The organism is Acinetobacter brisouisimilis (genome assembly GCF_000368265.1).
Taxonomy (GTDB): domain Bacteria; phylum Pseudomonadota; class Gammaproteobacteria; order Pseudomonadales; family Moraxellaceae; genus Acinetobacter.
In genome coordinates this window covers 1,473,367-1,494,360 of record NZ_KB851219.1, presented here as the reverse complement: position 1 = coordinate 1,494,360, position 20,994 = coordinate 1,473,367, and the positions used below count along the sequence as shown (strand labels likewise).

General features: G+C 39.8%; 17 protein-coding genes, 1 tRNA gene and 1 pseudogene. 7 read left to right on the top strand and 12 right to left on the bottom strand.

What is annotated here, in order from left to right:
• The first annotated feature begins 465 nt into the window (after positions 1 to 465).
• Entirely contained in the window at positions 466 to 2,031 is a 1,566-nt protein-coding gene (ahpF, locus tag F975_RS10830; RefSeq protein ID WP_004753214.1) for an alkyl hydroperoxide reductase subunit F, read from the top strand.
• A gap of 91 nt (positions 2,032 to 2,122) precedes the next feature.
• On the opposite strand, the gene F975_RS10825 is transcribed toward ahpF, so the two are convergent.
• The 3 genes from F975_RS10825 to F975_RS10815 form a co-directional block, all read right to left on the bottom strand.
• Positions 2,123 to 2,371 (bottom strand): YfhL family 4Fe-4S dicluster ferredoxin, encoded by a 249-nt coding sequence (locus F975_RS10825; protein ID WP_004753212.1) that lies wholly within the window; start codon positions 2,369 to 2,371, stop codon positions 2,123 to 2,125.
• Between the two features lie 3 nt (positions 2,372 to 2,374).
• Positions 2,375 to 3,742: a prephenate-dependent tRNA uridine(34) hydroxylase TrhP gene (trhP, locus tag F975_RS10820; RefSeq protein WP_004753210.1), complete on the bottom strand. Its 1,368-nt coding sequence runs from the start codon at positions 3,740 to 3,742 to the stop codon at positions 2,375 to 2,377.
• A 149-nt stretch (positions 3,743 to 3,891) separates the two neighbouring features.
• Positions 3,892 to 4,251 carry a hypothetical protein gene (locus tag F975_RS10815; protein ID WP_004753208.1) on the bottom strand — a complete coding sequence of 120 codons (360 nt, stop codon included), beginning with the start codon at positions 4,249 to 4,251 and terminating at the stop codon, positions 3,892 to 3,894.
• A 330-nt stretch (positions 4,252 to 4,581) separates the two neighbouring features.
• Between F975_RS10815 and F975_RS10810 the strand changes: the two genes are divergently transcribed.
• Positions 4,582 to 5,412, top strand: a complete 831-nt coding sequence (locus F975_RS10810) for a DODA-type extradiol aromatic ring-opening family dioxygenase (protein ID WP_004753207.1) — start codon at positions 4,582 to 4,584, stop codon at positions 5,410 to 5,412.
• 112 nt (positions 5,413 to 5,524) lie between these two features.
• Here F975_RS10810 and F975_RS10805 read toward each other — a convergent pair whose 3' ends face one another.
• Together F975_RS10805 and rlmH are read right to left on the bottom strand one after the other, a co-directional pair.
• Positions 5,525 to 6,301: a dioxygenase family protein gene (locus F975_RS10805; protein ID WP_004753205.1), complete on the bottom strand. Its 777-nt coding sequence runs from the start codon at positions 6,299 to 6,301 to the stop codon at positions 5,525 to 5,527.
• Positions 6,302 to 6,336: 35 nt separating this feature from the next.
• The gene (gene rlmH / locus F975_RS10800; protein WP_004753203.1) at positions 6,337 to 6,816 is read right to left on the bottom strand and encodes a 23S rRNA (pseudouridine(1915)-N(3))-methyltransferase RlmH; all 480 of its coding nucleotides are present in this window, start codon (positions 6,814 to 6,816) and stop codon (positions 6,337 to 6,339) included.
• Between the two features lie 586 nt (positions 6,817 to 7,402).
• Between rlmH and F975_RS10795 the strand changes: the two genes are divergently transcribed.
• Both F975_RS10795 and F975_RS10790 read left to right on the top strand, forming a co-directional pair.
• Positions 7,403 to 7,777 (top strand): RcnB family protein, encoded by a 375-nt coding sequence (locus tag F975_RS10795; protein ID WP_004753201.1) that lies wholly within the window; start codon positions 7,403 to 7,405, stop codon positions 7,775 to 7,777.
• Positions 7,778 to 8,076: 299 nt separating this feature from the next.
• Positions 8,077 to 8,499, top strand: a complete 423-nt coding sequence (locus tag F975_RS10790; protein WP_004753199.1) for an RcnB family protein — start codon at positions 8,077 to 8,079, stop codon at positions 8,497 to 8,499.
• An 85-nt stretch (positions 8,500 to 8,584) separates the two neighbouring features.
• On the opposite strand, the gene lon is transcribed toward F975_RS10790, so the two are convergent.
• From lon to F975_RS10770, 4 genes are all read right to left on the bottom strand, one after another.
• Positions 8,585 to 11,014, bottom strand: coding sequence for an endopeptidase La (gene lon, locus F975_RS10785; RefSeq protein ID WP_004753196.1), 2,430 nt, complete (start codon positions 11,012 to 11,014; stop codon positions 8,585 to 8,587).
• Between the two features lie 128 nt (positions 11,015 to 11,142).
• Entirely contained in the window at positions 11,143 to 11,733 is a 591-nt protein-coding gene (locus F975_RS10780; RefSeq protein WP_004753194.1) for a 5-formyltetrahydrofolate cyclo-ligase, read from the bottom strand.
• A 115-nt stretch (positions 11,734 to 11,848) separates the two neighbouring features.
• On the bottom strand, positions 11,849 to 12,304 hold the full coding sequence (locus tag F975_RS10775; RefSeq protein ID WP_004753191.1) for a hypothetical protein: 456 nt from the start codon (positions 12,302 to 12,304) through the stop codon (positions 11,849 to 11,851).
• A 221-nt stretch (positions 12,305 to 12,525) separates the two neighbouring features.
• Positions 12,526 to 12,611: transfer RNA gene (locus F975_RS10770), tRNA-Leu, on the bottom strand.
• A 602-nt stretch (positions 12,612 to 13,213) separates the two neighbouring features.
• On the opposite strand from F975_RS10770, the gene F975_RS10765 reads away from it, so the two are divergent.
• The 3 genes and pseudogenes from F975_RS10765 to F975_RS10755 all read left to right on the top strand — a co-directional run bounded on the left by F975_RS10765 (position 13,214) and on the right by F975_RS10755 (position 14,931).
• A complete protein-coding gene (locus F975_RS10765; protein WP_004753188.1) occupies positions 13,214 to 13,645 on the top strand; it encodes a hypothetical protein in 432 nt (143 codons plus the stop codon).
• 221 nt (positions 13,646 to 13,866) lie between these two features.
• Positions 13,867 to 14,397 (top strand): YaeQ family protein, encoded by a 531-nt coding sequence (locus F975_RS10760; protein WP_004753186.1) that lies wholly within the window; start codon positions 13,867 to 13,869, stop codon positions 14,395 to 14,397.
• A 148-nt stretch (positions 14,398 to 14,545) separates the two neighbouring features.
• Positions 14,546 to 14,931, top strand: a pseudogene (locus tag F975_RS10755) (endonuclease domain-containing protein).
• Positions 14,932 to 15,038: 107 nt separating this feature from the next.
• Here F975_RS10755 and F975_RS10750 read toward each other — a convergent pair.
• The 3 genes from F975_RS10750 to metH all read right to left on the bottom strand — a co-directional run bounded on the left by F975_RS10750 (position 15,039) and on the right by metH (position 20,988).
• The gene (locus tag F975_RS10750) at positions 15,039 to 15,890 is read right to left on the bottom strand and encodes an HNH endonuclease family protein (protein WP_004753183.1); all 852 of its coding nucleotides are present in this window, start codon (positions 15,888 to 15,890) and stop codon (positions 15,039 to 15,041) included.
• Between the two features lie 139 nt (positions 15,891 to 16,029).
• A complete protein-coding gene (locus tag F975_RS10745; RefSeq protein WP_004753181.1) occupies positions 16,030 to 17,229 on the bottom strand; it encodes an AAA family ATPase in 1,200 nt (399 codons plus the stop codon).
• 72 nt (positions 17,230 to 17,301) lie between these two features.
• The gene (gene metH / locus F975_RS10740; RefSeq protein ID WP_004753179.1) at positions 17,302 to 20,988 is read right to left on the bottom strand and encodes a methionine synthase; all 3,687 of its coding nucleotides are present in this window, start codon (positions 20,986 to 20,988) and stop codon (positions 17,302 to 17,304) included.
• Between the last annotated feature and the right edge of the window lie 6 nt (positions 20,989 to 20,994).

Below are 20,994 nucleotides of genomic sequence, written 5' to 3'. Positions count from 1 at the left end.
GTATAACTTACAGATAGGAGTTCTTCTCTTGATTGCTGTAATGTTACTGCGTCATCTTAATATTCCTTATAAATTTCAGGGGATACTAGATAAGACTTTCAGATCTTTTGTAAAATTTTTAGTATCTTGTTCACCCGCAATGGCAATTATGGTGTGACTCTCTGTTTATGACTATTTTCGGTGACAGGGCTAGTGAGTTTCAGTTTTTATGCAAATCTGTTGATTGCTCAATTATAGCTATGTGAACTACCGCTATAGTTACTTTATTTGATTGCAAGTTGTATGTTGCAAAAGCTGATTGAAACCTATGATTCAAAGCAATTGAGTGATTGAGTACAAAACAAGTTTTTAGTTATTTAATTTGTAAAACCGATTGTATGAATAAAAATATACTGTTTTAACAATGAAAAGACTTGCGTTACTATAAACCCAAGTTAAGAAATTCGCTCTATTTGGAGAAATATGATGTTAGATCAAAATATTAAAGCACAATTGAAAGCATACTTAGAACGTTTGGAAAGCCCAATTGAGTTGGTTGCTGCACTTGATGATTCAGACAAGGCTGAGCAAGTCAAAGAACTGGTGACTGAAATTGCAGAATTATCTGATCAAGTCACAGCCCGTTTTGATGGTGAAAATGCACGCCGTCCAAGTTTTGGGATTGCAAAAGCAGGTGAACAACCTCGCGTATTTTTTGCAGGTTTGCCAATGGGGCATGAGTTTACCTCATTGATCTTGGCGTTATTGCAAGTTTCAGGCTATGCACCAAAAATTTCAGATGAATTATTAAATCAAATTAAAGAATTAAACTTAAAAGCAAATTTTGATGTGTTTGTTTCTTTAAGTTGCCATAACTGTCCTGACGTGGTTCAAGCCTTGAACTTGATCGCGATTTATAATCCAAATACCACAACGACCATGATTGATGGCGGCTTTTTCCAAGATGAAGTAGAACAACGTAAAATCATGGCTGTACCAATGGTGTTCCAAGATGAACAGCATATTGGTCAAGGTCGTATGACCCTTGAAGAAATTGTGGCGCAACTGGATCAAAACTCGGCAGAAAAAGACGCCGCAGCGCTCAATGCCAAAGATGCTTTTGATGTGTTAGTCATTGGTGGTGGGCCTGCAGGTGCAACTTCAGCGATTTATGCAGCCCGTAAAGGCATCAAAACAGGGATTGTCGCAGAGCGTTTTGGTGGTCAGGTGATGGACACTATGGACATTGAAAACTTTACCTCAGTTCAAAAAACTCAGGGACCAAAATTCGCAGCCGATATGGAAGCACATGTGCGTGAGTACAATGTCGACATCATGAATTTACAGCGCGTAAAACACATTACAGGTGCAGATCAAACCGCCAATGGTTTAGTGGCTGTTGAACTGGAAAATGGTGCCAAACTTGAGTCTAAAACTGTAATTCTATCGACAGGCGCGCGCTGGAGAGAAATGAATGTTCCAGGTGAAGCTGAATACCGTACCCGTGGTGTCGCATACTGCCCACACTGTGATGGTCCACTGTTTAAAGGTAAACGTGTCGCCGTGATTGGTGGTGGTAACTCAGGTGTCGAAGCCGCAATTGACTTGGCAGGAATTGTTGAGCATGTCACTTTGGTTGAGTTTGATACTAAACTTCGTGCCGATCAGGTGTTACAAGACAAGTTGAATAGCTTGCCAAATACCACAGTCATTATGAATGCATTATCTACTGAAGTATTGGGTGATGGTTCTCAAGTGACTGGCTTGAAATATAAAGACCGTACTACAGGTGAAGAACATGTGGTGGAACTCGCAGGCATCTTTGTACAAATCGGTTTATTGCCAAATACCGACTTCTTAAAAGACAGCGCAGTTGCATTGTCAAACCGTGGTGAAATCATGGTCAATGACCGCAATGAAACCAATGTGAAAGGGGTCTTTGCAGCAGGTGACTGTACTACAGTGCCATACAAACAGATCATCATTGCCACAGGTGAAGGCGCGAAAGCATCACTCTCAGCGTTTGACTATATTATTCGTTCGGGACAGTAAGCTTGAAAGGTAAATGTTGAAGTTGATCAAATTCGATTTTGATCAGCTCAAAAAAGAGCGACAAGATTGTCGCTCTTTTTTATGGTGTGTTTTACACAATATTGAGTGCTTTAAACTTCTGCATTAACTGTGTCTGATCTTCTACGTGAGCAGGGTCAGGTTCAATACAGTTGATTGGGCAAACTGCCATGCAGGTTGGCTCTTCATAAAAACCGACACATTCGGTACACCGTTCAGGGTCGATTTCATAGACTTTTTTGCCTTCAGAAATGGCGGTATTGGGACATTCTGGTAGGCACATATCACAGTTAATACATTCGTTGGTAATCAACAATGCCATAGTTTAACCTGCTGAATAGGCTAAAGAAGCCGCCTGAATATTGCCTGTTGCATCGGGCAAGTTACGAACTAGCAAGGCAAATTCAACATCAATGCTGGCATCAAGTGGAATTTCAACGATATGTCCTGAGCCTTTGGCATTATCAATCTGATTGCCTTTCAGGTCACGCATTTCGGTTAAAGTAAAAGTAATGTTGCCTTTTGGTGTCATAAGCTCTAGTGAATCACCCACAAGGAAGCGGTTTTTCACTTCAATGCGAATATAGTCACCATTGCGTTCAAGCACTTCACCACAGAACTGTTGATAATCAAAATGTGATGAACCATCTTCATAGTTTTGATATTCGCTATGTACATGGCGACGTAAGAAACCCTCGGTATAACCACGGTTTGCCAAACCTTCAAGTTGAGTCATCAGGCTCGGGTCAAATGGGCGACCTGCCAAAGCATCATCAATGGCTTTACGGTAAATTTGCGCGGTACGTGCACAGTAGAAATATGACTTGGTACGGCCTTCGATTTTTAATGAAGCAATTCCCATATGCGTCAAGCGATCGACATGTTGCACGGCGCGTAAATCTTTGGAGTTCATGAAGTAAGTGCCGTGTTCATCTTCCTCAGCGGCAAACATATCTTCATCATTACGCTGAATCAGCACAGGCTCGGCAAATTGATGCTGATCATTTGCATTTGAACAACAGGCTTTTTTCTCTTCAACTTGAGTGACAGGAATAACATCACCTGTGGCATCTTCTTGTGTTTCGTGAATTTTGTATTCCCAGCGGCAAGCATTGGTGCATGCGCCTTGGTTGGCATCGCGTTTGTTCATATAACCAGATAGCAAACAACGTCCTGAGTACGCCATGCACAATGCACCGTGTACAAAGACTTCAAGCTCAATTTCTGGAACATGCTGTTGAATTTCTTCAATTTCATCGATTGATAGTTCACGCGATAAAATCACTCGAGTCAAACCGTAGTCTTTCCAGAATTTAACCGTTGCCCAGTTAATGGCATTGGCCTGTACAGACAAATGAATCGGCATATGCGGGAAATGCTCACGTACCATCATGATCAAACCTGGGTCAGACATGATCAAGGCATCGGGTTGCATCGCTACTACAGGCTCAAGATCGCGGATAAAGTTTTTCAGTTTGCTGTTGTGTGGCTGAATATTCACGACCACATAGAATTTTTTACCCAGTGCATGTGCTTCATTAATGCCGATTTGTAAGTTGTCATGATCAAAGGCATTGTTACGTACACGTAAGCTATAACGAGGTTGACCTGCATAAACTGCATCTGCACCATAGGCAAATGCATAGCGCATGTTTTTGAGCGAACCAGCAGGTGAGAGAAGTTCTGTTTTCATGGTAAACACAGTAAAAGCTTAGAAAAAATAGGGGAATAGTTTAGTGATTCTCTGAGTGGCGCTCAACCTAGTATTTTAGTCAGGATTCTTGAGTAATTCGGCATAAAAAAACCACACCGAAGGGTGTGGTTTTAGCGAGTCTAGATGAATTAATCGTGTTTTGGAGCAGGTTTTTTGCTGTCGTGATGAGTAACTTTCTGTACAGCGTGTTTTGTGCCTTGACCTACTTTATGTGCAACATGTTTGGTGCCATGACCTATTTTGCGCGCGACGTTTTTAGTTCCATGCCCAACTTCACGGGCAACATGTTTGGTTTCATGTCCAACGTTGTGGGCTACTTTTTTAGTATCATGCCCAACGGTATGTGCTGCATGTTCAGTTTTTTGTACAACTTTATGTGTTGTTGATTCAGTCTTTTCAGGATGCTGTTGCACAGGTTCAGCCATTGCAGTACCTGTAAATGCAGTTGCAGCAAAACCAAAGATTAAAGCAGCAGTAAGTTTTTTCATTTCGGGATCAACCTTGTTTTTTCGTTAGGTGGTGGATTTCACACTGACATTATCTCTAAGAGTTGTGGAAATTGTATGGAGCTAAGTTGCTAGGATGTATGGAGAAATATGATATATGACATGAGAATGGTTAATTCTTTTATCATTAAAGCTTATTTTAAGAAATGCTGTCACATTTTCTTCATCAAGCGGCAATATTGCAACGATAAAAAATATAAATTGCACAGCGTTGCATAAACTTATGCGAGTGTCCTATTTTCTTTATTGTTTGTATTCTAGGCAAATCGTAAAGTAACCCTATATTGTGTTATTCGGATTTAGGTGATTTACATGTCTACAATAATTCCAACTCGGCAGCCTGTATTTTTTGTTTCTCATGGCGGTGGGCCTTGGCCATGGATGCCAGACCATCTGGAGACCATTTATGCCAATCTTGCGCAGTCATTAGCAACATTACTACCAAGCTTGCCGCAAAAACCCAAAGCTATTTTGATGGTTTCAGCGCACTGGGAAGAACGTGAATTTACTGTACAGGCAACTCCTGAGCCAGGCATGATCTATGACTACGGTGGTTTTCCTGAGCATACCTATCATATTCACTATCGTTCGGCAGGTTGTCCTGAACTGGCACAGCACGTCAGTGAATTGCTCACCCAAGCGGATATTTCTGTGCAGCAAACCACAACTCGCGGTTATGATCATGGCATGTTTTCACCAATGCAGGTGATTAACCCTGCCGCAGATATTCCTGTAGTGCAGTTGTCTTTGAAAAAGGGTTTAGATCCTGCAGCTCATATTCAAATGGGGCAGGCTTTAGCGCCGTTACGTGATGAAAATGTGCTAATTATTGGCAGTGGTTTAAGCTACCACAACTTACGCATGTTTAATGCATATGCTGCTGAACCTTCGAAAGCCTTTGATCAATGGCTGTATTCAACGGTGGTTGAACATCAAGGCACAGCACGTAATCAGTTATTGACCCAGTGGGAGCAAGCTCCTGCGGCGCGCATTGCCCATCCACGTGAAGAACATCTATTACCTTTAATGGTCACTGTAGGCGCAGCGCAACAGGAAACTGGAGTGCGAACCTATCATGAAACTGGGTTTGTGGGTGGTTTATGGGTGTCCAATTTTGCTTTTGGTGAGTTGAAACAGGCGTAGTTGAGTCACGCTCTTTCTTTTATCAACCCAGTAGATATGAAAGAGAAGTTTACTCAAGCGATAAAAGCCGAGGTCTATTTGTACCTCGGCTTTTCATTTTAGAAGCTGTCAATTAATCAAAACGATAAATGTCCATGCCTAATGCACCCATTGAAAAACTGCTATGTACAATGGTAAAGCGATGCCCTAAACCCATGGCAAAAAATAGCGGTGCAAGATGTTCAAGACTTGGGTGATTTTGTTCAATATGAGGAATAGTTTGCCAATCTAAAACAGCTTCGTAGTTCTGATGGTTGAGCTTTTGTACCACATAATTGCGAAATTCCGATGCCCATACAGGCACTGTTGCCTGTGTATTATGCCAAGATAGCTCTGCCAGATTGTGGGTAATACTGCCTGAGCCAATCAGCAGGATTTGTTGTTGACGCAGTTCCTTTAAGGTCTGCCCAATCTTAAAAATCTCTTCGGCGCTATAGCTCATCGGTAAAGAGATTTCGACCACTGGAATATCCGCCTCAGGATATAAATGTAATAGAGGCATCCAAACCCCATGATCACGCGGGCGAGTGCTATTGGCATGTGCATGTAAGCCTGCTTCTGCCAGTAAATGTAAAATCTGTTCGGCAAGCCCTGGTTGTCCAGGTGCAGGGTAGCGAAGCTGATATAAGGCTGGTGGAAAGCCACGAAAATCATGCCATGTTTCAGGGCGTACAGCACTACTGACTTCGAGTGCCTGACTTTCCCAGTGGGCAGACATGACCACAATGGCTTGAGGACGAGGCAGGTTTAGACCTAAACGCTGTAATGCTGGGCCAACCTGTTCAGGGTCGAGTGCCATCAGGGGAGAACCATGAGAAATAAATAACCCAGGTAAAGTTTGAAGATGCATAAGGTTCACCTGAATTTGAACTGTTGCATCATGCTTTAAGCACGATGATACGGATGATTATGATTAATGCTCATGGCACGGTAAAGCTGTTCAATTAGCATCACTCGAACCAGAGGATGTGGTAGTGTCAGTTTAGACAAAGACCAGTGCCACTTGGCTGCCTGTCGTACGGCATCACTCAAGCCATCGGGCCCACCAATCGCTAAAGCAATATCCTGACCCTCTAGCATCCATTGCTGCATAGTTTCTGCTAGCTTCTCGGTACTCAGTTCCCGACCACCGACTTCAAGTGCAATCAGGGTTTCACTGGGTTTGAGCGCAGCTAAAATACTTTCACCTTCAGTCTGGCAGTATTTCAAGATATCGGCATCGGAGTCATTTTTACCACGTTTTGCCATCGGCAATTCAACAAATTGGGTTTGGACGAAGGGTTGAATCCGTTTTAAATAGTCATCTACACCAGTCAATACCCAAGCAGGCATTTTCTGCCCAATGGTTAAAATGCGAATCTTCATCGTGACAATCTTTGCGAAAAAAACAATTATAACCTGAGCGAAGATAAACAAAGCAAGGCTTTGTCTGAGCGCAAGGCGAAAGCTGTGCTTGAGTGATAAGAAGATAAACAAAGCAAGGTTTGTCTTGAGAAGCGGTTAAAGCTTAGCAAGGAGGCGAAAGCTACATTTAATAGGAATAGGGTGAACTATATCGTGCCTTGCAAGAAACCTTAAAGCAGTGGAAATATTCTAAAAGTGATCTTCAGGCTATTTGTACTTTTATACGAAAGTGAAAATGCGATTCAATCGCCCATATAGTGAATTTGGATCGAGCAAAATCATCATAAATCTATTCAAAATCATCTTAAAAATTACAGAAGTCGCACAAAAAAGAGAATCTTTTAAAAAAATAGATTAATCTGAAATGGAATATGTAAAACTTATTACATAAGGAAATGGCTTTCTACATCATCAAACTATATTTACGGGCTAACTTATTTCTTAAGCAGGATGCATCTTCAAAGTTTGATGATAAAACCAAGTCGGTGTAAATCCTTAGTATCTTCAGTCAAGTTTCGGCTTGATGATGAAAAAGAGGTAAATAGCGATGTTGAAGAAAATTATAACCACCGTGTTAGTGGTTTCGACAGTAGCCACCAGTAGCCTAGCAATGGCAGAGCCTTGGCATGATCGTGATGGAGATCGTCATGGTTACGATCACCGAGGTGATTATCGAGATCATCGAGATTACCGTGACGGACGTGGTTGGGAACATCGTCATGAAGACTGGGATGATCATCGCGGTCACTGGTCACGTGGTGACCGATTACCCCCTCGTTATCGTGGCGATTATGTAGACTGGCGCGAGCATCACTTGCCATACCCACCACCACGTGGACATCGTTGGGTACGTGTGAATGGTGATTACTTATTGATTGCAATTGCCACAGGTATAATTACTGGGGCAGTTTTATCGCGCTAGAAAACCGCTATATTTGACAAAAAACTGCTTCTTTTGAAGCAGTTTTTTTATGCAGATGTACAGTAATTATTCATAAAATCAAAAAATTAAGATTTGCTTAAACCGTTAAAAATCGTAGTAATTGCGCACGAAAAATGAGACAAAGCATTGCACAAAACTGCATCGATCTACATGGTTTCTCTTAAATATTTCCGTACAGTAGCCAAAAGCGTAACGCCGTACATTAGTTTAAATGTATGCGTGAAAGTATCAATATTTTGCTCTGGCGGTATCTGGATGCAAAATGATAGGAGAAATAAATGAGTAAGTCAAAATGGATGGCTGTCGCCTTGGCACTCAGCACCAGTCTTGCATCGGGTCTAACTTTGGCAGATCCGTGGGATCATGATGATCGAGCATCGGAATATTATGAGCATCATCATTATCGCCATTGGGATGAGCCACCACCACGTTATTGGCGAGAATACTCATCACATGATTGGCGAGAATACTCATCACGTGATGACTGGCGAGATCGAGATCATCCCGTACGTTACTGGCATGAAGGGCAATATATTCCACGTGATTACATGGATGATCGCTATTATGTAGACTGGCATGAACGACGTTTACCGCCACCTCCATATGGTCATCGCTGGATGCAGATTGATGGAGACTTTGTACTGGTTGCGGTGGCATCAAGTGTGATTACTCAAATTTTACTTGGCCCACATTTCCGTTAAGCTATTCAATGGATTGATAAAAAATTGAATATTTTAGGCAATAAAAAAACCACTTCCGAAGAAGTGGTTTTTTATGTTTTTGGGATTAGTGACGAGCAGTTTGGTTTTCAGTCACTGTTGCAACAAGTGGTGTTTTTGGTAAAGGCGTTGGTTGTTGAGTCAATGCCAATGGCAAGATCTCATCAATGCTTTTGACGGCTTTGATTTCTAAACCTTCCTTCACATTGTCAGGAATTTCCGCCAAATCACGCACGTTGTCCTGTGGAATGAAGACCAGTTTGACCCCACCACGATGGGCTGCCAACAACTTCTCTTTCAAGCCACCAATTCGCAGTGCACGACCAGCAAGCGTAGTTTCACCTGTCATCGCGATATCTGCACGGATTGGAATACCTGTAAAGGCAGATACCAATGCCGTAGTCAGTGCCAAACCTGCGGATGGACCATCTTTCGGTGTTGCACCTTCAGGTAAATGCACGTGAATATCGGTTTCATCAAAACGTGATGCTTCGATACCAAGTTCATCAGCGCGGGTACGAACTACAGTCATCGCTGTGGTGATCGATTCTTTCATCACATCGCCAAGCGAACCTGTGGTAATGAACTTACCTTTACCTTTTACCGCAGCTACTTCAATGGTGAGTAATTCACCACCTACAGATGTCCATGCAAGACCATTAACACGACCAACTTGTGCTTCAGATTCAGCCATGCCGTAATCGAATTTATGCACACCTAAGTAATCTGGCAAGTTCTGCTCAGTTACATCAATATGCAAGCTTTTCGCTTTCTTGCTTACCGCTTCTTTCACGACTTTACGAGCAATTTTAGAAATTTCTCGTTCAAGGCTACGTACACCTGCTTCGCGGGTATAACGGCGGACAATATCACGAATCGCTTCTTCATGAACGGTGAGTTCTTTATTACGTAAGCCATTGTCTTTAATTGCTTTCGGTACTAAATAGCGTGAAGCAATATTGACTTTTTCATCTTCGGTATAACCCGGAAGACGAATGACTTCCATACGGTCAAGCAATGCTTCAGGAATATTCATACTGTTGGCTGTACAGATGAACATGACTTCAGACAGGTCAAGATCCAAATCCAAATAGTGGTCGTTAAACTTACTATTTTGTGATGGGTCAAGAACTTCAAGCAATGCTGATGCAGGGTCGCCACGGTAGTCCTGTGCCATTTTGTCGATTTCATCGAGTAAGAATAGCGGGTTCTTCACGCCAACTTTAGTCAATGACTGCACGATTTTACCTGGCATCGCACCGATATAGGTACGACGGTGACCACGAATTTCAGCTTCATCACGTACACCGCCCAAAGCCATGCGTACAAACTCACGACCAGTCGCTTTGGCAATGGATTCACCAAGAGAAGTTTTACCAACCCCTGGAGGACCTACTAAACAGAGGATAGGGCCTTTGAGTTTTTTCACACGTGATTGAACAGCTAAGTATTCAACAATACGGTCTTTAACATCATCAAGACCATAGTGGTCAGCATCCAGAATTTCCTGTGCTTTTGGCAAGTTAATACTCACCTTGCTGGCTTTATTCCATGGTGTATCTAAAATGACATCTAGATAGTTACGTACCACAGCCGCTTCGCTTGATGCAGGTTGCATGGCTTTGAGTTTACGAAACTCTGCTTCTGCTTTTTTACGCACATGCTCAGGCAAATCTGCTTCGGCAAGACGTTTTTCAAGCTCAGCAACATCATCTTCAGCACCGCCATTCATATCAGAAAGTTCACGCTGAATGACTTTCATTTTTTCATTAAGAAAGTATTCGCGTTGGTTCTTTTCCATCTGGCGTTTGACACTATCGTGTAGTGTCTGCTCAATTTGCTGCTCTTCAGACTGTTGCAACAAATAAGTCATTAGCTCTTTTAAGTGAGCTTCGAATTCATCATGTTCCAAGAAATTCTGTTTAACTTCAATATTTAGAGGAACACGTGTTGCGACGAAGAATAACAATTGTTGCAAATCATCAATCTTATTTGCAGCGGTAATTAACTCGCGTGCATTGCGCAATTTTGCTTCAGCATATTGAGCAAATAATGCTTTCAATTCTTGTAAGCGCTCATCCTGAGTGTCTTGGTCTAATGCTACACTCATCGGGCTTAGCGTATGTTCAGCTGTGAAATACTCAGTTTGATCAATGATCTTTTCTAGTTTTGCACGATGTAAACCTTCAATCAGTACTTTGATGCAGTTTTCATCGTTTTCGTGGTTCACAACTTGCACGATTTTCGCCACAGTTCCGTATTGGTACAGGTTGTCCTGATCAATATCTTCAGTGAGAGAATCTTTTTGTGCAACCACAAAGACTAAATTGTCACTGCTACGCGCCATATCAACAGCTTTTATTGATTTTTCACGACCAACAAAAAGCGCGATTTGCATGTGCGGATAAACCACTACATCACGTAACGCTAATAATGGTAATATGTTTGGAATTGTCAGTTCTTGCGAACTTTCAAGATTCAAAATTTGTTCAGTCATGGGCACTCCTAATGAGTGACAACAGTGTTGCCATGATTTTTATAGTGATGGGTTTTTTTTAAATTACAAGGGCAAGTCTTGTGAAAAAATTAAAAAACCATGATTTTGATTAAATTTAAAACAGCATGTTATCGGTTAAAATATCGATAAGATTGTGGTGTACAAAGTGCATGTAGCGGCTGATCCCAAGACTGATGGGGAAGCACAATATCAAGGCGTTGAAAGTCATGTGCTAGCCCTAAGCGAAAGGGAAGATGTTGAGCCTGAGACAATGTACGATCATAAAAACCACCACCCATACCCAAACGCATACCTTTTATATCACAAGCCAGTAAAGGCATACACAATACATCTAGATGCTTCACGGCAATCCCGCGTTGTTGCGGTTCTAGCATACCCAAGCAGTGTGGCGCAAAACGCCGTGTATAAAATTGTTGTCTAGAAATTTTGACCCAGAGTAAATGCTGATTCATATTGCAGATTTTGGGTAAGTAAACTTCTTTATTTAGTTTGAAGCAATGTTCGATGAGCCCTTTGGTTGCAATTTCACCAAAAGCATCTAAATATAATCCGATTTTTTTTGCCTTTTGAATCGCAGGAACACGTCGGAAACGACTTAATACGGCCTGAGCAGCCTGACGTTGCTGAAAACAGGTGAGTCGACGACGCTTACGGCGCAGCTCACGACGTAACTGTTGGAGGTTTAAGGCATTATTCATGATCAGGTCATTTGGGTTCGGCTTACGATTGAAGTATTACCATAAAAAGTAAACGAGTAAAGTAGCACTTATGATGCACTGGTCATTTTACTGATTTTTGCTTGGGCGCGATGGGTTAACTGAATAATTTCTTGCTGATTCTGTTCAAGTTTTTTTGCAATTGTAGGATCTTGAACATATCTGGACGTTGAGCTGCCCCTAGTTGTGCAAGTTCAAGGCTAAGCTGATTGTTATGCATCATTTTTTGACGAATCGTATCAACCTCTGCGCTACTCAATAATAAGTCCTGTAATTCATAATTAAATTTTGTGACACGCTGCTGCATGCTTTGAATAATTTGTTCAATCTGGGCAGTATTACCAGAACGAATGGTATGTAAGGCTTCTTGCTGAAAAACAGAACTTTCCTGATTTTGGCGTTGTGCTAAATTTTGTAGTATTCCAAGATCTATTTTAATATCAGTGGCTTGATTGTGGCTAAAATGAATCTGTTGTGAATTTATATGATTGAGCTTGCAGGCAAATAGTGTCCATGAAGAAAGGCATAAACAGACAATCAACAATGGTTTCATAACATGCCCCGACTTTACTGTGAGTAAAAGAAATAGAATGCATGCATAGAAAAAGCTTAATCGTGCAGGGGGAAAGTATAAAGTCTCTAAGTATGAGCTATGCTGTAAAAGCACATAAAAATTAAAAATTTTGTAATTACACAGAAAGTGCAGAAAATCTATAGATATAAAAAAACCAGCTTTCGCTGGATTTTGTTTACACCATTTTAACAGTTTTAAAATGGTGCCCGAGGCCGGACTCGAACCGGCACGCTTTGTGGGCGGGGGATTTTAAATCCCCTGTGTCTACCTATTTCACCACCCGGGCATGGGCGCAATCATAAAACAAGTTATTTTTGTTGGCAACACTATCTTGTGGTATTTGCTTTAAAATTACTCAAATAACTGTTTTTTGCATAAAAATAAGAAAATATAAAAAATTGCTATATAAACTCAGAATTCGCTAAATTTTGTAGTGAATCATACTCTGTACTTTAAAAGTATGTGCTTTTTTCTTGCTGCTATATTTTCTTCTGTTATTTTAAGCCTTTGGATTGAATTAGGTAGCTATTAACATTATGTATAATTCTTTAGTAGTTAAAGATACATATGACAATTACAGATAGACCACCCAAGTTAAGCGTGGAAAAATTCTTCTATCTCTAAGTTGTTGGCGCAAATATTTGTTGCGAAAAATTATAGAGTTACAGAGTCAATCACCTCAACTATTCAATAGAAAATTGCCGATGAGTGACTGTATATTTTTGAACTGATTTTCAGAAAGCTTTTTTAAATCGGTGTATTTCATCTGTAGATTATGTATGAATACCCAAAATTGGTACAAACACCCACCAAAAATATGATCATTTTTTGAGTTGTGAAAGAAGTTTATACTTTACTATCAGTATCTATTGAAATAAAGAAACCCATATGCAACCTCTCCAATTTTCTCTTAAAGCCGACCATATCGAGATTCTGTGGCATTCGCAGCAGCTTATCCTTACTCAAGGATTGGATGCTATTCAACAACAGAGTTTGGTACAAGGCATCTGGTCTGAGCTTGCTATTGAGAAAATGATCTATTTGATTGAAGAACTACTAGAGTCAGAACCGCAGCTAAGACATGTACAGGGGAGAGCAATCACCTCTGATCCAATGATGAAGTTATTGAATCAACTATTTTTTAAGACATCAGGCTCAATTGATCGAGTCCAGCTTGAGCATGCCTTTAATGATTTTGTCGATCATTTAAACTATTATTTGCATCAAGTTAAAGAAGACCAACAACAAGTCTTTGTTTATTTTGTGATGATTCGTGAAATGATGCATCACCTTAAAATTCAGGAAATTTTGATAAAATAATGTGAATGATTATAAAGATGGGAAAATGATTTAAATAATTCAGTATCCAAGGTTTCTCTTGTTGTTATGAAGTTAACATTTAGTGTGCAGTATTACTTCATATGATCATTGCAGAGCTTGAAACTTTGCAATCCCAATTTGAATGTTGGCCTGAAAAACTTCTACACGGGCATTTAAAATTGGTTATGCTAGGCGCGGATTTTTTAGGTAATTTGTAGCACATGGCACTTAAAGCAACGATTTATAAAGCAGACCTCAATATTGCGGATATGGATCATCACAATTATGGTGATTATCAATTGACGATTGCATTGCATCCATCAGAAACCATCGAGCGTTTAATGGTGCGTGTTTTGGCTTTTGCTCGTTATGCCGATGAGCAACTGGAATTTACCAAAGATTTATTTGAAGTGAATGAGCCTGCATTGTGGCAGAAAGATTTAACAGGTCTGCTCGAAAAATGGATTGAAGTCGGTTGCCCTGATGAAGATAAAGTAAAAAAAGCCAGTGCGCGTTGTCAGCAGGTTGTCGTGATTGCTTATGGCAGCTCAGTGGAAGAATGGTATAAGCGTAGCAGTAAATTAAAAACTTTAAAAAATGTTGAAGTTTGGCAGTTGAGCGAAGCAACCACCACGGCAATCCAAGCGTTATGTGAACGTACCATGCAGTTGCAACTCAACATTATGGATGGTGAGTGGACGCTGATGAGTGATGCTGGTCAAGCCATGATTGAATGGATCAAGTTGCAATAATCTTTGAGTCGCTTGATGTAAAAGAAAGCTCCTGAGTCAGGGGCTTTTTTATGAAAATAATAATTAAAACAAAGAGATGAGCACTGCTTTTATCTGGAAGATATTATGCGAAGATGTTTTTAAAAATATAAAAACCAAGAGTTTATCAATGCAACCATATAATAAAAATTTAAAACTTCTATCGCGCGATTTACGCAGTAACATGACTGATGCAGAGCAATTACTATGGCAAAGATTACGCCGTAAGCAAATTTTAGGATTACAGTCTTATCGAAAAAAGCCCATTCTCAATTTTATTGTGGATTTTTACTGTGCCGCAGTGAATTTGGTTATTGAGTGTGATGGTGGGCAACATTACATGGAAGATGGGCTTCTAGCAGATCAAATTCGAGATGAGATCAGGCTTTAAGTGAGTTAGGACTTGTAGTACTAAGGTTTAGTAACAGGCAGATTTTGACTGAAACTGATGCTGTGGTGGAGCAGATTAATTGTTTTGTGAAACAGAGATTGGAATCTCCCTCTTGTAAAACGTAGTTTCTCATCTTTAGAAAGTGGGACTTTACGTGAATTCAATGTAAATCTTGGACTCTTGATACCCCCTCCTTTTAAAAGGAGGGCAATAATCACGCATACAATATTGACTAATAAATTGGAAGTCCGTAAGACAATCTTAAACATTCTGAAACAGCTTTTAAATCATTGAAGCTAAGTTTGAAAGCGACAAAACAATATTCTCTTATTACTGAACAAAAGGGGCAATGTTCGTTTAAAAAACTCTCAAAAATTTTCGCTAAAAAATCATAAGTTTCTCTATCATGTTGAATTTCTAATAAATTAGTCTTAACCATATAGTTACTAAGTGTAAGATGAATATTCATAATATTTTGTTGAAAAGACATAAAACGATTTTCTCGTAAAGATCTTTCAAATGCAGCAATACGTGAAGATCTTAAATGATTTAATTTAGATGCATGTTCGAAAGGCTTGCCTTGAGTTTTTTTTAGCTCACCATTTAAGTACTTAGCAGTAATATCCGCTTTATGTTTAAGTGTGCTGTCAGTACCTTTATTAACTAGTACAGTTTCACCATTAATATTGAATGATAAATAATCATGAATTGAATAAGAAGGTGATGATGGATCTAGTAATAATATATCAGTAACATTGCCAGATGTATCCTTTACCAGAAATTGATTACTTTCTTTAGCTAGATTGCATGGGGTACAGACTTTATGTAAATTTTCCCAAGTGTAACCGAGGTTTGGAAAATGTTTTTTTGGAAGAAAATGTTCAACATCATAACTATCACCAACATAACATTCGCATATATAACATTTATCATGATATAAAGCTTTTAAAGCTTGTTTAACATCATCATGGGCATAAATATCCTGACGAATATTTTTATGATTAGACAAATGACCTAATTGTATAGCTGATAAATTAGATAAATTATTAGGAGCATTAACTAGATTCCTATCTACTTGGCGCATATTAATCACCCATAATTTTTTTAGTAAAATCGGGAGTTGAAAAAATAGATAAAAAGGTATCTAACTCATTTATTATTGGTGGTGATGTTCTATATTTATGGTATATTTCTATGAGTTGAACTATATTTTGATCTTTGTCTTATTTTGTAATGAGTTCTTTAAATTTCTTCAGGTCATTTTCAATATTATCTGAAAAGCGACCTTTATAATTAAAAATTCTATTAGTAATACTGTCGATATCCATTAATGAAAAATTTTCTTCAATAACTGTACCAGATGGCAACTGAACTACTATAGAGTCTGTTGGTAAGCCTCTGACGACAAAAGGGCTATGGGTTGTTACTAAAAATTGAATATTCTTAAAATTTGTTGTTAAAACCTTTAAATAATTTTCCTGGGCTTTAGGATGAAGGTGTAGATCAACTTCATCGATGATTACTAAGCCTGGAACGTCGTGAAAAGACTTATATTTCTTACGTAATTCTTCGTTATTATCATATATGTATAATTGTCGAGTTACAATTGAGGTTATAGTAACCAATAAGTCTAACTCACCTTGAGACAATGAAGTAATTAAGCCTTGAGTAGATGACCATAATTTTCGGTATGGATGGCGAGAAATTTGAAAATTACCATAATCTTTGTTGGTTACAGTATTTAGAATTTTAGGGATACCTGAGAAAGCATTAATAGAGTTTTCAAAACCAATGAAATTATCCAAAAGTAACTCAATGATTAAACTTTCAAGATCTGTTCCTGAATGGGCAACTTTGAATGGAAATGGATAATCGGTCTGTTTTTTCTTTTGTGTAGAAATTTTGAATACATAGCTGTCATTTAAGTCATTTACCTCTAGAGCATCCGGTTCATAACGATAACTAGGTCTATATAAAAATATATTATTAATAAGATAATTGGAGTTTTTATCTTGGTAAGGAGAGTTTTTTTCCTGATGAAATTGATTTAATGAAATTCCCTCCCATTCAGCACTGTTATAAATATCTACATTATTTTGATTTTTAGTAATTTTAAAAACATTTCTTTCGTAATTATTAATTTCATCCCCTGAAGAATATTTTAAATTTAAAAAGTAATAATCTTTATCATCATGTATTTCCATATGGCTTATAGATCTAAATCTTTTTCCATCTTCTGGGTCATAATCCGGAAAACTAATATTTAAGTTGCTAATAATAGAATCAACGATTAAACTTAATAATGATGTCTTAGAGCTACCATTTTCACCCACAAAGCATATTACTTGTGATTGGTTATTCGCTTCTATATTTAATTCATTAATACTTTTAAAATTTTTTAATTTAATAGATTGTATTGACATAATAGTTCCTATCCACTCTTATTTTAAAAGAGATCTTCATTTACGAAGACCTCTTTGAATAATTCTTTAATGTTATACTATAGAGTCATCTAAATTCGGTGCTAACCAACGCTTGGCTTCATCCAGTGTCCAACCTTTACGTTTCGCATAATCTTCTAACTGATCTTGCGAAATCTTGCCGACATTAAAGTATTCACTTTGTGGCAAGCTATAGTAGAAACCACTGACCGATGAAGGTGGCCACATTGCAAAACTGCTGGTGAGCTTAGTCCCAATTTTCTCAGTCGAACCGAGCCAGGTAAACAGGGTCGCTTTTTCCGAGTGTTCAGGGCAAGCAGGGTAGCCTGGTGCAGGACGAATCCCGACATATTTTTCTTTAATCAACTCTTCATTGCTTAAAGTTTCATTGGCTTGATAACCCCAGAACTCTTTACGGATACGCTCATGCAAGTGCTCAGCAAAGGCTTCTGCAAAACGGTCTGCCAAAGACTGGATTAAGATCGCCGAGTAATCATCACCTTTGGCTTTATAGTCATTGGCAATTTCTTCTGCGCCAAAAATCGAAACCGTAAAGCCACCCAGATAATCCTGATGATCGTCAGTTGGTGCAATAAAGTCAGCCAGAGACAAGTTCGGTTTGCCTGTGACTTTGTCCGACTGCTGACGAATATGCTCAAAGTGATGGGTTGCATTGCCTGACTCATCATAGGCAGTCACGGTATCTGCACCTGTACGTTTGGCAGGATACAAACCAAACACCGCACGAGCATCGAAGCGTTTATTGTCAATAATATCTTTGAGCATCGCTTGTGCTTGGTTATACAAGTCAGTCGCAGCTTCACCAACCACTTCATCTTCTAAAATTTTAGGGAACTTGCCCGCCAAACTCCATGAAATAAAGAATGGTGTCCAGTCAAAGTATTCAACCAAAACATCAAGCGGGTAATTGGTAATGACTTGTGTCCCAATAAAGTTTGGCACAGGTGGTACATAACTTTGCCAGTCAATTTTTAGACCATTCTGAACCGATTCTCTATAGCTAAGTTTCGCAGCCTTAGGTTGTTTGTTGGCTAAACGCTCACGGATTTTGTTATATTCCGCACGTTGATCAGCAATAAATGCACCACGCATGTCTTGAGATAAAAGTGTTGTAGCAACACCCACAGCACGCGAAGCATCGGCAACGTAAATCACGGCATCATTTTGGTATTGGGGTTCGATTTTGACCGCAGTATGTGCTTTGGATGTAGTTGCACCACCAATCATCAACGGGATATTAAAGCCTTTGCGTTGCATTTCTTTAGCAACAAATACCATTTCATCCAGACTTGGGGTAATCAAACCTGATAAACCGATGATGTCACATTTCTCATCAATTGCAGTTTGTAGAATTTTCTCAGCAGGCACCATCACGCCAAGGTCAACAATATCGTAACCATTACAACCCAAGACCACGCCTACAATATTTTTACCAATATCATGTACGTCACCTTTTACGGTTGCCATCAGGATTTTACCTTTAGATTGGCTACCAGTCTTTTCTGCTTCGATGTACGGGTTGAGCCAAGCCACCGCTTGTTTCATGACACGTGCTGATTTGACTACTTGTGGCAGGAACATTTTACCTGAACCGAACAAGTCACCAACCACGTTCATACCATCCATCAACGCACCTTCGATCACATCAAGAGGGCGTTTCGCTTTTAAGCGGGCTTCTTCGGTATCTTGATCAATATAAGTGGTAATCCCTTTGACCAAGGCATATTCAAGACGTTTTTCAACTGATTGATTACGCCATTCAAGATTTTCAGCTTCACGTTGTGCACCGCTATGACCACGATATTTCTCAGCCACTTCAAGCAGTCTTTCTGTGGCATTTTGACCAGATTCACCTTGATTCTGATTCAGAACAACATCTTCAACTGCATCTTTGAGTTCTTTTGGAATGTCATCATAAATTGCCATTTGCCCCGCATTGACAATCCCCATGGTCATGCCTTGCTTGATGGCATAGTACAAGAACACAGAGTGAATCGCTTCACGTACAGGTTCATTACCACGGAATGAGAATGAAACGTTAGACACACCACCTGAAATCATGGCATTTGGCAGGTTTTGTTTAATCCAGCCTGTTGCTTCAATGAAGTCCACAGCGTAGTTATTGTGTTCTTCAATCCCTGTTGCTACAGCAAATACGTTCGGGTCAAAGATAATATCTTCAGATGGATAACCAACTTCATTGACCAAAATGTCATAAGAACGTTTACAGATTTCACGTTTACGTGCTGCGGTATCCGCTTGTCCATCTTCGTCAAATGCCATGACAATAATCGCAGCACCATACTGACGACACAGACGTGCCTTATGTACGAACTCGTCATAGCCTTCTTTTAAAGAGATCGAGTTAACGACAGGTTTACCTTGAACACACTTTAAGCCCGCTTCAATGATTTCCCATTTAGAGGAGTCAATCATGATCGGTACGCGTGAAATATCAGGTTCAGAAGCGACAAGATTCAGGAAATGTACCATTGCATTTTCCGAATCCAGCATCCCCTCATCCATGTTGATGTCGATGATCTGCGCGCCAGCTTCAACTTGTTGCTGAGCAACTTCTAAAGCTTCGGCAAACTTTTCTTCACGAATGAGGCGCAGGAATTTTTTAGAGCCTGTCACGTTAGTACGTTCACCAACGTTAACAAATAAAGAATCTTTATAAATGTTAAATGCTTCTAAACCACTTAAACGGCAAGCAGGGATGGTTTCAGGCACTTGGCGTGGTGGTAATTCTTTAATCGCTTCATAAATAGCGCGAATATGTGCAGGTGTTGTACCACAGCAACCACCTGCAATGTTGATAATGCCACTTTCTGCAAACTCACGAATAAAGGCTGCGGTTTGATCAGCAGTTTCATCATAAGAACCAAAAGCATTTGGCAAGCCAGCATTTGGATGTGCAGAAATATATACATCAGCAACATCACTAATGGTTTTAACGTGTGGACGCATGGCATCTGCACCCAGCGCACAGTTAAAACCTACCGACAAGACATTGGCGTGACGAACCGAGTTCCAGAATGCCTCAGCAGTTTGACCTGTTAAAGTGCGACCAGAAGCATCGGTAATCGTGCCCGAAATCATAATTGGTAAGCTGCGACCTAACTTCTGGAAAGCTTCTTCCACGGCAAAAATGGCCGCTTTACAGTTCAGCGTATCAAATACTGTTTCAATCAGGATAATGTCTGCACCACCTTCAATTAAGGCAAGTGTAGATTCAACGTAGTTTTCTTTAAGTGCATCGAAAGTAATGTTACGAAAAGCAGGATTGTTCACATCAGGGGAAATCGAACAGGTACGCGATGTTGGTCCAAGCACACCTGCCACGAAACGCGGCTTATCTGGGGTAGAGTATTTTTCACACGCAGCTTTAGCCAGACGTGCTGCTTCGCGGTTAATCTCAGGAACCAGATCTTCCATGTGATAATCTGACATGGAAACCCGTGTTCCGTTGAAACTGTTGGTTTCAATAATATCCGCACCTGCTTCAAGGTATGCTTCATGAATACCTTGAATAATGTCAGGTTGGGTGAGTACCAGTAAGTCGTTGTTGCCTTTTAAGTCATGTTTCCAGTCGGCAAAGCGCTCACCCCGATAATCTTGTTCCTGTAATTTATGTTGCTGGATCATGGTGCCCATAGCACCATCGAGCATCATAATACGTTGAGAAAGGATTTGTTTTAAAGTGTTGAGTGTCGACATACACAG